The sequence below is a fragment of the Streptomyces sp. 3N207 genome (genome assembly GCF_052246355.1).
GTDB lineage: Bacteria > Actinomycetota > Actinomycetes > Streptomycetales > Streptomycetaceae > Streptomyces.
The window spans coordinates 198,841-212,186 of record NZ_JBQQBV010000009.1 but is presented as its reverse complement, the minus strand read 5'-3'; the positions used below and the strand labels follow the sequence as shown (position 1 = coordinate 212,186).

The window sequence follows — 13,346 nt, the reverse complement described above, 5'->3', positions numbered from 1 at the left end:
GCATTCCCTCGCGGGCTTGGGCTCGAGGGAGCCTTCGGGTCCGGTGGCCGCGATCGCCCAGGGACCTGCGCCGTCCGTCAGGACGAGCCGCGCCGGATCAGTTCCGTGGGAAGCACCAGGCGGGACCGGTCGGGCGTACCGTCGCGGCCTCCGGGGCGGTGCTGCTCCCCGGTGTCCTGGGCGCGGGCCATCAGGTCCAGCAGCATCCGGACCATGGCGCGCCCCATCTCCTCGATCGGCTGCCGTACGGTCGTCAGCGGCGGATCCATGTGCCGGGCGACGGCCGAGTCGTCGAAGCCGACGAGCGCCACGTCCCCCGGCACGTCCCGCCCGGCTTCCCGCAGCGCCAGCCGGGCACCGGCGGCCATCACGTCCGAGGCGCAGAAGACCGCGTCCACCTCCGGGTCCCGCCTCAGCAGTTCCAGCATGCCGCGGTGCCCGCCTTCCTCGGTGAAGTCGCCCTGTACGACGAGACGTTCGGCCGACGGGTCGCTCGTCCCTCCTGCCGCGCGGAGCGCTTCGTGGTAGCCGTCGAGCCGGCAGCGGGCCGCGTACATGTCCAGCGGTCCGGTGATGGTGGCGACCTTCCGGCGCCCCCGCCCGAGCAGATGCTCGACGGCAATCTGGGCGCCGAGGAGGTTGTCCGAGTCGACGTAGGACAGTTGCTCGTCGTGTGAGCGGCGGCCGTTGAGCACCGCGGGCATACCGACGTCCCGCAGCAGGTCGGGCAGCGGATCGTCGCCGTGCACCGACACCAGCAGTACGCCGTCCACGCGGTGTGCTGCGGCGTACTGCGCGAAGCGTTCGCGCCCCCGCTGGTCGCGGATGAGGGTCAGCAGGAGCTGCATGTCGGTGTCGCCGAGCTCGGTGCTCACTCCGCGCAGGATCTCGGAGAAGTAGGGCTCGGCGAAGAGCCGGTTCTCCCCTTCGGGTACGACGAGGGCGATGGCGTCCATGCTTCCGGCGGCCAGCGCCCGGGCGGCACGGTTGGGGACGTAGCCCAGCTCGGCCACGGCGGCCTGGACCGCGGCACGGGTGCGCTCGCTGACCCGCGGGGAGCCGTTGATCACGCGGGAGGCCGTCCCCCGGCCGACGCCCGCACGCGCGGCGACCTGTTCCAGGGTGGGGCCGGACTTCGCCGGCCCGGACTTCGCCGACCCGGGCCTCCCGGCGCCTTCCGCGCGGGCTGCTGGCATGGACGCGTCCTCCTTTTCTCCCCTGCCCTGGTGGGCGCAGTTCCCGCCCTGGTGGGCGCCGTCGTCCGTGGGTCGCTCTTGAGTGTCGGGCCCATTGAACTACATCGGGGCCGATTCGGCTCCGGGAGCGCTCCCTCGGCCCAACTCTTGACGTACGGCCTCCTCTCGCGCATGCTGCAACGCATCGATGGGAGCGCTCCCATACACAACTGCGCCGGGAGCGGCTTCCTGCTTCACGCGGGTCCGGGAGGGACGGCACAGCCATGCGTACGACCAGGAAGAGAACCACGCGGAGCCCACTCCGCAGCCGGCCCGTCACCTACGGCCTCGCGGCCGTGCTGGGGGCTGGGTTACTCGCCGGGTGCGCCGAGGACAGCGGCGGCTCCGACAGCGGCAACGGCAAGACCACCGTCTCGGTGGGGGTGTTCGGCGTCTTCGGCTACAAACAGGCCGGCCTCTACGACGAGTACGAGAAGCTCCACCCGAACATCCGGATCAAAGAGAACTCGACGGAACGCAACGAGGACTACTACCCGGCCCTGCTCAACCACCTCTCCGCCAACAGCGGGCTGAGCGACATCCAGGCCGTCGAGGTCGACAACATCAGCGAGGTCGCAGGTCTGCACTCGGACAAGCTCGTCGACATGGCCAAGGTCGACGGAGTACGCAAGTCCGACTGGCTGGACTGGAAGTGGAACCAGGCGAAGGCCGAGGGTGGCCAGGTCGTCGGCCTGGGCACGGACATCGGCCCGATGGGCATCTGCTACCGCAAGGACCTGTTCGAGAAGGCCGGGCTGCCCGGCGAACGGGACGAGGTCGGCAAGCTGTGGTCGGGCGACTGGGAGAAGTACGTCGAGGCCGGCGAGAAGTACATGAAGTCGGCACCCAAGGGCACTACGTTCACCGACGGTGCCGCCGGTCTGTACAACGGGGCCGTCTCCAGCTACCCGGTCAAGTACTACAACGCCGACGGCAAGCTGATCTACAAGAAGAGCAAGGCCGTCCGCGAGTCCTGGGACCTGGCCATGCGGGCCGTCAAGGGCAAGATGACCGGCAAGCTCAAGCAGTTCGACAAGGCGTGGGACCAGGCGTACGCCAACGGCGACTTCGCCAGCGTCATCTGCCCACCCTGGATGCTCGGCTACATCAAGGAGAAGGCCGGCGACAAGGGCGCCGGAAAGTGGGATGTGGCAGCGGCGCCGAAGCCCGCGAACTGGGGCGGCTCCTTCCTGACCGTCCCCAAGGGCGGCAAGAACGAGAAGGAAGCCGTCAAGCTCGCCAAGTGGCTCACCGCGCCCGAGCAGCAGGCCAAGCTGTTCGAGAAGCAGGCCAGCTTCCCCAGCTCGAAGACGGCCTACGCGCTCCCCAAGGTCGAGGGCGCCAAGCACCCGTACTTCGACCAGGCACCCATCGGAGAGATCTTCTCCAAGGCCGCCGAGGGCATTCCCACCATCCCGCTCGGCCCGAAAGACCAAGTGATCAAGACGACCATCTCCGACATCGGCATCCTCCAGGTGGAACAGCAGGGCAAGAAGCCCGAGGAGGGCTGGAACGCCGCGGTGAAGAAGATCGATGACGTCGTCGAGGACTGAGCCGCTCCCCCGCGTCCGGGCAGCCGGGCGTCCCGTTCCGGCGGACAGCGGCCGCGGGCGCTCCAAGGGGCCCCGCAGGCGCTCCGAGGTGCCCCGCGGGCGCCGCCGCCACCGGTGGGACGCCCGGTGGAGCCCCTACGCCTTCATCGCACCGTTCTTCCTCTTCTTCGCCGCCTTCGGCCTCTTCCCGCTGCTGTACACGGGCTGGGCGTCGCTGCACCGGGTCTCGCTGCACGACCCCACGCGTATGGAGTGGGTCGGGATGCGCAACTTCTCCCGGCTGTTGGAGGACGATTTCTTCTGGAACGCGCTGCAGAACACCTTCACCATCGGCGTGCTGTCGACGGTGCCGCAGCTGCTGATGGCCCTGGGCCTGGCCCATCTGCTCAACTACAAGCTGCGCGGGTCGACGTTCTTCCGCGTCGCCATGCTCACTCCGTACGCCACTTCGGTCGCCGCCGCGACGCTGGTGTTCACGATGCTGTTCGGCCGCGACTACGGGATGATCAACTGGGGGCTCGGGCTGATCGGCGTCGATCACATCGACTGGGAGAACGGCACCTGGACCTCGCAGCTGGCCGTCTCGTCCATCGTCATCTGGCGGTGGACCGGCTACAACGCGCTGATCTACCTCGCCGCGATGCAGGCCGTCCCGGACGACCTGTACGAATCCGCGGCGCTGGACGGAGCCAACCGCTGGCAGCAGTTCCTGCACGTCACCATCCCCTCGCTGCGGCCGACGATCCTGTTCACGGTGGTCGTCTCCACCATCGGGGCCACCCAGCTCTTCGGTGAACCGCTGCTGTTCGGCGGTTCGCAGACCGGTGGCGGCTCGCACCAGTACCAGACGCTGGGGCTCTATCTGTACGAACAGGGCTGGTTCGACTTCCAGCTCGGCCGGGCCTCCGCCATCGCCTGGACGATGTTTCTGATCCTCATCGTGATCGGCCTGGTCAACTGGCTGATCGCCCGACGTCTCACCAAGACCCACTGAAGGGGGCGGGACATGCTGCCGACCACGGCCCGGCGCCGCACCCGTACGGCTACCACGACGGCCGCCGGGACCACCACCGAAGCGGCCACCGGGAGGGCCGCCGGTCCCGCTCCCGGCAGGGCCACCCGGAGGGCCGGCAGTGCCAGCCGCCAGCTGCACGCGGGGCGGATCACCTACGGCATCCTGCTGCTCTTCACGGCGGGTTCGCTCTTCCCGCTGATCTGGACGGCCATCGCCGCTTCCCGGAACAACCAGCGGCTGGCCGAGACGCCGCCGCCGTTCTGGTTCGGCGGCAATCTGTTCACCAACATGACGACTGCGTGGCAGGACGCGAACATGGGCAAGGCGCTGCTCAACACCACGTTCGTGGCGGGCAGCATCGCGCTGAGCACCGTGCTGTTCGCGACGCTCGCCGGATACGCGTTCGCCAAGCTCCGCTTCCGCGCGAAGAACGCGCTGCTGATGATGGTGATCGGCACGATGATGGTGCCGCCGCAGCTGAGCGTCGTACCGCTGTTCATGGCGATTGCCGAACTGGAGTGGACCAACCAGCTCCAGGCGGTGATCCTGCCGATGATGGTCAACGCGTTCGGCGTCTTCTTCATGCGGCAGTATCTGGTCAACGCGCTGCCGACCGAGCTGATCGAGGCCGCGCGCGTGGACGGCGCGCACAGTCTGCGGATCGTGTGGCACGTCGTCTTCCCCGTGGCCCGGCCCGCGATGGCCGTGCTGGGCATGCTGACGTTCGTACTGGCCTGGAACGAGTTCTTCTGGCCGATCATCGCGCTCACCCAGGACAACCCCACCGTCCAGGTCGCTCTGACCGGTCTCGGCCGCGGGTACATCCCCGACGAGTCCGTCATCATGGCCGGCGCCCTGCTGGGCACCTTGCCGCTGCTGGTCGCCTTCACCCTGTTCGGCAAGCAGATCGTCGGCGGCGTCATGCAGGGAGCCGTCAAGGGCTGACCCGATCCCGTGCGGTCCGGGGCGTGGAACCCGGCGCCGCACGGCCGGAGCCGTGAGGGAGGTCGTGTGGGGCGGCTTTCCTCACGGCTCCCCTCTCCCCCACCCCCGGCACCACGACGAACCAGGGCACAGCTGTGCCCGCACAAACCACGCACAAACTATGGGAGCGCTCCTATGACATCCGTGCAGGCTGACACCGCGGTGGGCACCGCCGCACCTCTCCGCTTCCCCGCCGGCTTCCTGTGGGGCGCTGCCACCGCCGCGTACCAGATCGAGGGCGCGGTACGGGAGGACGGCCGCACCCCGTCCATCTGGGACACCTTCTCCCACACCCCGGGCAAGGTGGCCGGCGGCGACACCGGGGACGTGGCCTGCGACCACTATCACCGCTACCGGGACGATGCGGCGCTGATGGCCGAACTGGGCCTGGGTGCCTACCGCTTCTCGGTCTCCTGGCCCCGCATCCAGCCGACCGGTCGCGGCCCCGCCGCACAGCGCGGGCTCGACTTCTACCGCGCACTCACCGACGAACTCCTCGGCGCGGGCATCACCCCGGTCCTCACCCTCTACCACTGGGACCTGCCCCAGGAGCTGGAGGATGCCGGGGGCTGGCCGGAGCGCGAGACGGCGTACCGCTTCGCGGAGTACGCGGCGATCGTCGCCGAGGCGCTCGGCGACCGCGCCGCGATGTGGACCACCCTCAACGAGCCTTGGTGCAGCGCCTTTCTCGGCTACGGCTCCGGGGTGCACGCGCCGGGGCGTACCGACCCCGTCGCGGCGCTGCGTGCGGCGCACCACCTCAACCTCGGCCACGGCCTGGCTGTCCAGGCGCTGCGGGCGGCCCTCCCGGACAGCGCCCGGATCAGCGTCAGCCTCAACCCGGCCGCCGTACGCCCCCGTACCGGGAGCCCGGCCGACCAGGAAGCGGCCCGCCGGATCGACGCGCTGGCCAACCGCGTCTTCACCGGCCCCATGCTGCACGGCAGATACGACGAGGACCTGCTGACCGACACCGCCCACCTCACCGACTGGTCCTTCGTACGGGACAGCGACCCGGCCCTCGCCCACCAGCCGCTGGACGGCATCTGTGTGAACTACTACACCCCGACCGTGGTCTCCACGGCACCGGCCGGAGCCGCACCGGAGCGCAACGACGGACACGGGGGCGGCGAGCACTCGCCCTGGCCGGGTGCGGACCGGGTCGCCTTCCACCAGCCGCCCGGCAACCGGACGGCCATGGGGTGGAGCATCGATCCGGGCGGCCTGACCGAACTGCTCCTCCGCTTCCACCGCGAGGCCCCGGGAACGCCGCTCTACGTGACGGAGAACGGCGCCTCCTATCCCGACGTACCGGACGCCGAAGGCCGGTTCCACGACCCCGAACGCATCGCCTACGTCCACCGCCACCTGCAGGCCGTACACCAGGCGATCCAGGAAGGCGCCGATGTGCGCGGCTACTTCGTGTGGTCGCTGCTGGACAATTTCGAGTGGGCGTGGGGCTACGACAAGCGCTTCGGCCTGGTGCACGTCGACTACGACACCCAGCAGCGCACCCCGAAATCCAGCGCTTCCTGGTACGCCGGCATCGCCCGCACCGGGGAACTGCCGCCGGAGTGAGCAAGGGAGCACGGCGTCTCGTGGGCACCTCCGCAGGTGGGCTGCGGGAGGGCTACAGCTCCCCGTCGTAGACCAGCAGCCCGTCCTCCCGCAGCCGGGCTCCCGAGGTGGGCGGGTGCTCGGTGAGGCGGCCGTCGTGGGCGAGGTGCAGCACGGTCCGGCCGCGGGCCAGTACGGCGAAATCGGCGATCAGCCGCCGGTGGCAGCGCCACCACACCGACTCGCCGCACATCACGGCCGTACGGATCTCCGCGGCGTCGCGCAGCAGGTCGTCCATGGCGGCGAGGAACTCGGGGCTGCGGGTGTGCCCGGCGTATCCGCGGAAGGAAGCGTTGTGCCAGAAGGTGTCGGGCGCATCCGGCGCGGCCCGCCGGAAGCCACCGAGCCGCTGCTCCCAGCGGTAGTCGATGCCCCGCTCGGGCAGCCACTCGCGGAGCGCTTCGCGGTGCGCGTCGGGATTGCGCCGGCTGCCGGGTGCGGTCCGTACGTCCACCACGGACCGCACCCCGGCGTCGTCCAGCAGCCGGGCCAGCTCCTCCCGCCCGGCCGTGCCGTGGCCGACGGTCAGCAGCGGTTGCACGCTCTCCACCCGCCCAGGATGACACCGGCCCGAAGGCTCGGCCGGGCCGAGCACATCACACGCCGTGGCGGCGCTCCCCCGCCACCGGTTCGCCGAGGCGTGCCTCTGCCGCGGGCGAGGTCGGGTCACGGTGCGCTGCGACCGCCTGGCGGGTCTCCTCGGCGACGAGGTCTGCGTTGATCTGGGCCCCCGCACCGGCACCGGCCGCCGCCGCGGTGCCGACCTGCGCCGAGAGCTCGGTGACGTTACCGGCGACCCACACGCCGGGCACATCGGTGCGGCCGGTCGGGTCGGCGGGAAGGTACTCGCCGATCCCCGCCGGGTGCGGCACCGGCCGCAGTCCGAGCGGCGCCAGGAAGGCGGCGCGTGCCGACATCCGCGGGGCGACGGCGAGTGCCTCGCGGTCGACGAGAGTGCCGTCGGCGAGCCGTACCCCCGCCAGGCGGTCCTGCACGATCTCCAGTGCCGCCACCTCGCCGTCGACCACACGGATCCCCCGCGCTGCCATCTGCTCCGCCTCCTCGCCGGCCGGCGGCGGCAGGGTGTGGGAGAAGACCACGACATCGGCGCTCAACTGGCGGAACAGCAGCGCCTGGTGCACGGTCATCGGACCGCCGGCCAGCACCCCGATCGCCCGGTCCCGGACCTCCCAGCCATGGCAGTACGGACAGTGCACCACGTCGCGGCCCCAGCGTTCCCGCAGCCCCGGCACCTCCGGCGGCTCGTCCAGGAGCCCGGTGGCCACCAGCAGCCGCCGGGCCCGTACGGTCCTGCCGTCGGCCAGTGCCACGGCGAACCCGGCTTCCCCTCGGGCGGGAGAGGCGTCCCGGTGGGGCCCCGCAGGTCCGGCTTCCGCGCGGGTGACCGCCTCGACCTCGCCGGGCACGACGTGGCCGCCGTAGTGACGGACTTCGGCCCGGCCCCGCTCCAGCAGCTCGGCCGGTGGGACGCCGTCGTGGCCCAGCAGCCCGTGCACGCCCGCGGCCGGGGCGTTGCGAGGAGCGCCGCCGTCGATCACCACCACCGAACGCCGCGCCCGGGCCAGCATCAGCGCACCGTTCAGTCCGGCGGCACCACCGCCGATCACCACCACGTCGTAGCCGTCTCTCAGCTCCTCGGTCACCATGACCACCTCCGACGGCAACCGTGCGGGCCGACCCCGGAGAGCGGCAAATGTTGTTGCCGCTCTGGCAAGGTTGCAGCATGGACGACAACCTGGACCACGCACTGGAAGCGGTCGGCCCCCGACTCCGCGCGCTGCGCAGACAGCGCGGCACCACGCTGGCCGAGCTGTCGACCAGGACCGGCATCTCGGTGAGCACACTCTCCCGGCTGGAGTCCGGCAGCCGCCGCCCGACCCTGGAACTGCTGCTCCCACTGGCCAAAGCGCACGGCGTCACGCTCGACGAACTCGTCGACGCCCCACCCACCGGCGACCCCCGCATCCATCTGCGTCCGGTCTCCGTGCACGGCATGACCATGCTGCCCCTGACCCGCCGGGCCGGCGGCATCCAGGCGTACAAACTCGTCATCCCGCCCAGCAGCTCCCCGCAGGAGCCCGAGCTGCAGACCCACGACGGCTACGACTGGGTCTACGTACTCAACGGACGGCTGCGGCTCGTCCTCGGCGAACACGACCTGGAGCTCGCGCCGGGTGAGGCGGCCGAGTTCGACACCCGCGTACCGCACTGGTTCGGCGCCGCGGCTGCCGAACCGGTCGAGATCCTCAGCCTGTTCGGCCGCCAGGGCGAACGCACCCACCTCCGCGCCCGCCCGAGCACGGCACCCTCCGGGTAGGGCTGGTCCGCGTCCTGAGCACCCGGGCGGGGACTGCGCCCGAAGCGGCGCGGACAACGGCGCACCCGGCCAAAGGCAGCTCCTTCCCCGTACAGCCCGGAGCCAAAAGGTGTCGCGCGGATGCCGACGGCGGATCAGGATGGCGGATATGCAGCAGATCGAGTTCCTGAATTACCCCAGCTCCGCCCCCGCTTACCAAGGCCCGGAGGAGTCCGTTTCCCAAGGCCCCGAGGAGTCCGTGTGGGGCTTCCGTATCGACGGGACGGACCTGCGGGTGAGCGTCGCCGAGGCGACCCGGGCACTGTGGACCCAGGAAGGCCACGAGCAGACCCCGGCCGAGCGGGACGAATTCCTGCTGACCCAGCACGACGGGCTCTCCCTCTCCGAGATCGACGATCCCGTACGGCACTTCCTCGGTGACCCGGACCCGGAGTTCGCGAACTCCGCGAGCGGCTCCACCGTGGTGCTCGGCTGTTCCTGCGGCATCTGGGGCTGCTGGCCCCTGATGGCACGCATCACCACCGCTGCCGGGACCGTCACCTGGTCGGCCTTCCGGCAGCCGTTCCGCAAGCAGTGGGGTGAGCTTGCCATCGGGCCGTACGTTTTCGACCGTGCCGCCTACAAGACGGCGCTCACCAGGCCCGTCCGGCTCACCGCCGACCCGCTGGCAGTACCGGACTGACCCGGCAACGGCCTACTGCTGCCCTCCGAAGCGGGCCGGGGTGCTAGCCGTCGCTCTCCGAACCGGCTGGTGCCCCTCGCCGCCATCCGGAGACAGGACGCCGCCGAATCGCGGAGATCACACCGCGCCGGGCTGGTGCTCGAGGACGGCTTCGATGAGGCCGGGCTCCGCCTGCGGGAAGTCCATCGGAACGATACCGAGCCCGGTCCGCCCGGCCATCTCGGGCCCGCTGAGGAACTCCCGCACCTGCGGGTTGAGCCGGTCCGCGTTCCAGCCGGGCGGCAGCCCCGCGGCCGTGCTCACGAAGTTGATGTAGCAGGGGCCGGGGCGCTCCGCCGCCTCGCGGAACTGCTCCGTGATCTTCGGGTACTTGGCGAACGGCTCCGCCTGGTAGTCGTCCTGGATGTCGAAGATCTCGGAGTCTCCCCAACGGACGCCCGGCAGCCCGCCGTTGTCGGCGAGCAACACCACCTTGCCGCGCGCCTCACCCAGCGTCGGCAGCGTGCCGTCGAGCCGGAAGAGGGAACGCCAGCCCTTCTGGTCCAGGTACACATCGAAGATTCGCCGGAACTCCTCGTCGCCGACGGTCGAGTACTCCTCCTTCACCCGCATCAGGACCGTCTCGCCCGGATGCGCAGCGAGGAAGTCACGGCAGGCGATCAGCACGTCGCCGAACATCAGATGCTGGAAGAACGCGCCGTGGTGGATGGCGAACACCCCGTCGATGGCCCGGCAGCGTACGTCCAGGAACCGGATTCCGGCTGCCAGTTGCTCGGCGATCGAGGTGTCCTGGCACTCCACCCAGGCCCCTCCGTGCCGCGCCCCCGAGTCGTGACTGCCGGGAATCGTCAGTGAGCGCAGCTGGGTCGAAGCCCCCAGCGCCGCCATCCAGTCCTGCGGCGCGACCCGCGTACGGGCGCGTGCGCGCGCTCCGTCCTGCGCCGCGGCCACGCCACTGCCGCCCGCATACGCCAGCACCCCCGCCGCCGGCAGCACAGCCGCACCCCTCAAGAACGCCCGCCTGTCCATCCCGAACTCCCCCGCATTCCTGCGCCGATGTCGGCGGACATCATCGTTCACGGTGTGACGCGGGGGAAGTGTGCGAGAGGGGTGGTGACCGTACGACGGCTTCGTTGTGACGGGGTCACGACATCCAGCAGCCTTGCAGTGCGCTGGCCACGCGGCAAGCGGCAAGCGGCAAGCGGGCCGGGGCGCCTGACCCGGCGTCGCCGGTTCCGCCCGTACGATCGGCGGAACGGCAGGTGGCTGCGGGGAGGCGGCAGAGGGCTGGAGGCGGAGAGCGACCATGGCAGCGCGACAGCACACGATGCCCGGCGCCGGTACCGTCGGTTTCCGTTCCACCACCGGGCGCTGGGTCCTCCTGGCGACCGTACTCGGCTCGGCCATGGGCTTCCTCGACGCGACCGTCGTCAACGTGGCGCTGCCCGCGATCGGGCGGGACGTCGGTGCGGATGTGTCGGAGCTCCAGTGGGTGCTCGACGGCTATCTGCTCACCCTCGCCGCGCTCATCCTGCTCGGCGGCTCCCTCGCGGACCGCTACGGGCGCAGGCGGGTCTTCACCCTCGGGGTCGTCTGCTTCATGATCCCGTCCGTGCTGTGCGCGGTGGCTCCGACCGCCGGGATCCTCATCATCGCCAGGGCGTTGCAGGGAGTGGGCGCCGCGCTGCTCACACCGGGGAGCCTGGCCATCATCCAGGCGACCTACCGCTCCGCTGACCGGCCCGCGGCCATCGGCGCCTGGTCCGCGCTCACCGGAGTGGCCTCGGCGCTCGGTCCGATCGTCGGCGGCTACCTCATCGACGCGTTCTCCTGGCGGTGGATCTTCCTCCTGAACGTCCCGATCGGCCTGTTCGTCATCGCGGTCACCGCCCGCCGGGTCCCGGAGAGCCGCGACCCGGCAGCGACGGGGCGGCTGGACGTACGCGGTGCGGCGCTGGCGACCGTCGGGCTGGCCGGGATCACCTACGCGCTGATCGAGGGGCCGCGCGGCGAGTCGCCCGGCTGGCTGACGGCCGCCTCTCTCGTTCTCGGCCTCGCCGGGCTCATCGGCCTCGCACGAACGGAGCGGCGTGCGCCCAGCCCGATGCTGCCTCCGGGCGTCTTCACGGCGCGTCAGTTCCTCAGCGCGAACGCCGTCACTTTCGTGGTGTACGCCGCGCTGGGCGGTGTCTTCTTCCTGCTCGTCGTCTTCCTGCAGACCTCACTCGGCTACACCCCGCTGTACGCCGGCGCGGCGTCCCTGCCGGTGACGCTGCTGATGCTGGCCCTCTCCTCGCGGGCCGGGGCGCTGGCCCAGCGCATCGGGCCGCGCATCCCGCTGACGGTCGGTCCGCTGCTGCTGGCGGCCGGGATGCTCCTGATGCTCCGCATCGAGGTGGGTGAGGGCAGCGTCGGCGGCTATGCCGCATCGGTGCTGCCCGCCGTCCTCGTCTTCGGGCTGGGCCTGGCCATCACGGTCGCACCGGTCACGGCGACAGCGCTGGCGGCGGCGCCCTCCGAGCACTCCGGCGTCGCGTCAGGCGTCAACAACGCCGTTTCCCGCGTCGCCCAACTCGCGGCCGTCGCCGCACTTCCCGTACTCGCCGGGATCGGCGGCGGGGACTTCCAGGACCCGCAAGCCTTCGCGGACGGCTTCCGGACCGCCATGCTGATCACCGCGGGGCTCGCGGTGGCCGGTGCGCTCCTCGCCTTCGCAACGATCCGCAGCGATGTGCTGGCGCCGGCCCCCACCGCGGAACGGCCCACCGAGGAGCGCCCGCCCGCCCCCGCAGCAGAACCGTGCCCGTACGAGTGCCCCGTTGCAGGCGCCCCCCTGCGCCCCGCCCCGTCCTCGACCCGGCCGCCGGACTCGAATTCGCCCTAGGTGTGTCCGGCGAACCTTGCGTACCCGGCATGGTGGCTGCGCTTGCCCACCCTGCGCCCTGGGGGTACCCCCTGCTCGAAGAGCTTGGGGGAACACCCGCAGCCTTGGCGTCAGGAAGGGGCACCCCTTACCCAGCACAGGTGAGGCGAGGCAACATCGGCCGGGCGAGCCCTAACCGACGTCCGGGAGGATCCGTCGCGTCGTGCGGCCCATGCCGTGCGGGCAGGTCCATCTGGGGACGCCGGCCACCTCGGCGGCGACGGCGGGGTGGCCGTGTCCGGGGCACGGGGGCCGGGGGGTGCCGCCCGTCTCCTCCAGGACCGCGTCCTGGAACCGGTCGGCCAGCAGCACCACGGCGTCGGTCTCCCGCGTTCCCGCCGCCAGCTCCACCGAGACGGCCGAGCCGTCGGCGAAGGTCAGCGTGGCCACGATGTCCGTCGGCCCGGCGGCAGCAGTGACATCGTCGGCGTCATTGGGCCGGAGGGCACCGCCCTCCTCGTTCCAGATCTGTTCGAGAGAGGATTCGAGAGCGGATTCGGGGCTCCCGGTCCCGGGCTCCGGCGGACTGATGTCGCCGGTGCCAGGACGCGCGGTGACCGTAAGGGTGGCGTCGGGCGGTGCCGCCACCTGCTGGAGGATCGACTCGGCCCACGTCCGGACCAGTTCGCCGGTCATCTGACGTCGGTTCATCGCGTCGAGTTCTCGTGCCCGGCGCCGTCTTCGGTTCCCTGCCGTGCCCCGGCCGGATCTGCCGGGCCCCCGACAAGACCGGCACCGGCCGCGAGGGCTGCGGCCACCGTGAGGTACTTGCGCATCAACATCCCTTGCTCTCCCTGGGCCCCGGTGATTTCCGCACCCCGGTCACGGGTGCGAGGGTGATCGCGACGAGCGCGATCGTACAGCCGGGGTCCGGCCCGGGCTCGTCGCCACGCAAGCCGCGCCGGTGCGCTCGTGCCCCTGACAGCGCACGGGCCACACCCGGGATGCCCATCGGTACCGGGCCTCGCGGTGCGGCGCGCGTAAGTTCGTCGTCGCGGG

The 13,346-nt window shown here is 71.1% G+C and carries 13 protein-coding genes; 7 read left to right on the top strand and 6 right to left on the bottom strand.

Annotated elements, in window-relative coordinates; genetic code table 11:
• Positions 1-77 precede the first annotated feature (77 nt).
• On the bottom strand, positions 78-1,196 hold the full coding sequence (locus ACTWP9_RS16620; protein WP_443246931.1) for a LacI family DNA-binding transcriptional regulator: 1,119 nt from the start codon (positions 1,194-1,196) through the stop codon (positions 78-80).
• Between the two features lie 263 nt (positions 1,197-1,459).
• On the opposite strand from ACTWP9_RS16620, the gene ACTWP9_RS16615 reads away from it, so the two are divergent.
• The 4 genes from ACTWP9_RS16615 (at position 1,460) to ACTWP9_RS16600 (ending at position 6,365) form a co-directional block, all read left to right on the top strand.
• A complete protein-coding gene (locus ACTWP9_RS16615; RefSeq protein WP_443246930.1) occupies positions 1,460-2,788 on the top strand; it encodes an ABC transporter substrate-binding protein in 1,329 nt (442 codons plus the stop codon).
• Positions 2,769-3,782 carry a carbohydrate ABC transporter permease gene (locus ACTWP9_RS16610; RefSeq protein ID WP_443246929.1) on the top strand — a complete coding sequence of 338 codons (1,014 nt, stop codon included), beginning with the start codon at positions 2,769-2,771 and terminating at the stop codon, positions 3,780-3,782. Before ACTWP9_RS16615 ends, ACTWP9_RS16610 begins: the two co-directional genes overlap by 20 nt.
• Positions 3,783-3,794: 12 nt before the next feature.
• Positions 3,795-4,748: a carbohydrate ABC transporter permease gene (locus tag ACTWP9_RS16605; RefSeq protein WP_443246928.1), complete on the top strand. Its 954-nt coding sequence runs from the start codon at positions 3,795-3,797 to the stop codon at positions 4,746-4,748.
• Positions 4,749-4,922: 174 nt separating this feature from the next.
• Positions 4,923-6,365 carry a GH1 family beta-glucosidase gene (locus ACTWP9_RS16600; RefSeq protein WP_443246927.1) on the top strand — a complete coding sequence of 481 codons (1,443 nt, stop codon included), beginning with the start codon at positions 4,923-4,925 and terminating at the stop codon, positions 6,363-6,365.
• 52 nt (positions 6,366-6,417) lie between these two features.
• Here the strand turns inward: ACTWP9_RS16600 and ACTWP9_RS16595 are convergent, their stop codons facing one another.
• On the bottom strand, positions 6,418-6,954 hold the full coding sequence (locus tag ACTWP9_RS16595; protein WP_443246926.1) for a DUF488 domain-containing protein: 537 nt from the start codon (positions 6,952-6,954) through the stop codon (positions 6,418-6,420).
• Positions 6,955-7,000: 46 nt separating this feature from the next.
• Positions 7,001-8,071, bottom strand: coding sequence for an NAD(P)/FAD-dependent oxidoreductase (locus ACTWP9_RS16590; RefSeq protein ID WP_443246925.1), 1,071 nt, complete (start codon positions 8,069-8,071; stop codon positions 7,001-7,003).
• Between the two features lie 77 nt (positions 8,072-8,148).
• Here ACTWP9_RS16590 and ACTWP9_RS16585 point away from each other — a divergent pair, with 77 nt between their 5' ends.
• Together ACTWP9_RS16585 and ACTWP9_RS16580 are read left to right on the top strand one after the other, a co-directional pair.
• On the top strand, positions 8,149-8,742 hold the full coding sequence (locus ACTWP9_RS16585; RefSeq protein ID WP_443246924.1) for a helix-turn-helix domain-containing protein: 594 nt from the start codon (positions 8,149-8,151) through the stop codon (positions 8,740-8,742).
• 148 nt (positions 8,743-8,890) lie between these two features.
• Entirely contained in the window at positions 8,891-9,424 is a 534-nt protein-coding gene (locus ACTWP9_RS16580; protein WP_443246923.1) for a hypothetical protein, read from the top strand.
• Between the two features lie 117 nt (positions 9,425-9,541).
• Here the strand turns inward: ACTWP9_RS16580 and ACTWP9_RS16575 are convergent, their stop codons facing one another.
• On the bottom strand, positions 9,542-10,453 hold the full coding sequence (locus tag ACTWP9_RS16575) for a phosphatidylinositol-specific phospholipase C (protein ID WP_443246922.1): 912 nt from the start codon (positions 10,451-10,453) through the stop codon (positions 9,542-9,544).
• Between the two features lie 277 nt (positions 10,454-10,730).
• On the opposite strand from ACTWP9_RS16575, the gene ACTWP9_RS16570 reads away from it, so the two are divergent.
• Positions 10,731-12,308, top strand: coding sequence for a DHA2 family efflux MFS transporter permease subunit (locus ACTWP9_RS16570; protein WP_443246921.1), 1,578 nt, complete (start codon positions 10,731-10,733; stop codon positions 12,306-12,308).
• Positions 12,309-12,479: 171 nt separating this feature from the next.
• On the opposite strand, the gene ACTWP9_RS16565 is transcribed toward ACTWP9_RS16570, so the two are convergent.
• Positions 12,480-12,998 carry a hypothetical protein gene (locus ACTWP9_RS16565; RefSeq protein ID WP_443246920.1) on the bottom strand — a complete coding sequence of 173 codons (519 nt, stop codon included), beginning with the start codon at positions 12,996-12,998 and terminating at the stop codon, positions 12,480-12,482.
• The gene (locus tag ACTWP9_RS16560; protein WP_443246919.1) at positions 12,995-13,129 is read right to left on the bottom strand and encodes a hypothetical protein; all 135 of its coding nucleotides are present in this window, start codon (positions 13,127-13,129) and stop codon (positions 12,995-12,997) included. The genes ACTWP9_RS16565 and ACTWP9_RS16560 overlap by 4 nt, the downstream gene beginning before the upstream one ends.
• Positions 13,130-13,346: the final 217 nt, after the last annotated feature.

What these genes read in the sequence shown, in the direction of transcription:
- ACTWP9_RS16610 (WP_443246929.1), top strand. Translation starts at nt 2,769, where the DNA reads ATGACGTCGTCGAGGACTGAGCCGCTCCCCCGCGTCCGGGCAGCCGGG.
- ACTWP9_RS16570 (WP_443246921.1), top strand. Translation starts at nt 10,731, where the DNA reads ATGGCAGCGCGACAGCACACGATGCCCGGCGCCGGTACCGTCGGTTTC.
- ACTWP9_RS16580 (WP_443246923.1), top strand. Translation starts at nt 8,891, where the DNA reads ATGCAGCAGATCGAGTTCCTGAATTACCCCAGCTCCGCCCCCGCTTAC.
- ACTWP9_RS16590 (WP_443246925.1), bottom strand. Translation starts at nt 8,071, where the DNA reads ATGGTGACCGAGGAGCTGAGAGACGGCTACGACGTGGTGGTGATCGGC.
- ACTWP9_RS16600 (WP_443246927.1), top strand. Translation starts at nt 4,923, where the DNA reads ATGACATCCGTGCAGGCTGACACCGCGGTGGGCACCGCCGCACCTCTC.
- ACTWP9_RS16585 (WP_443246924.1), top strand. Translation starts at nt 8,149, where the DNA reads ATGGACGACAACCTGGACCACGCACTGGAAGCGGTCGGCCCCCGACTC.
- ACTWP9_RS16560 (WP_443246919.1), bottom strand. Translation starts at nt 13,129, where the DNA reads ATGTTGATGCGCAAGTACCTCACGGTGGCCGCAGCCCTCGCGGCCGGT.
- ACTWP9_RS16615 (WP_443246930.1), top strand. Translation starts at nt 1,460, where the DNA reads ATGCGTACGACCAGGAAGAGAACCACGCGGAGCCCACTCCGCAGCCGG.
- ACTWP9_RS16605 (WP_443246928.1), top strand. Translation starts at nt 3,795, where the DNA reads ATGCTGCCGACCACGGCCCGGCGCCGCACCCGTACGGCTACCACGACG.
- ACTWP9_RS16565 (WP_443246920.1), bottom strand. Translation starts at nt 12,998, where the DNA reads ATGAACCGACGTCAGATGACCGGCGAACTGGTCCGGACGTGGGCCGAG.
- ACTWP9_RS16575 (WP_443246922.1), bottom strand. Translation starts at nt 10,453, where the DNA reads ATGGACAGGCGGGCGTTCTTGAGGGGTGCGGCTGTGCTGCCGGCGGCG.
- ACTWP9_RS16620 (WP_443246931.1), bottom strand. Translation starts at nt 1,196, where the DNA reads ATGCCAGCAGCCCGCGCGGAAGGCGCCGGGAGGCCCGGGTCGGCGAAG.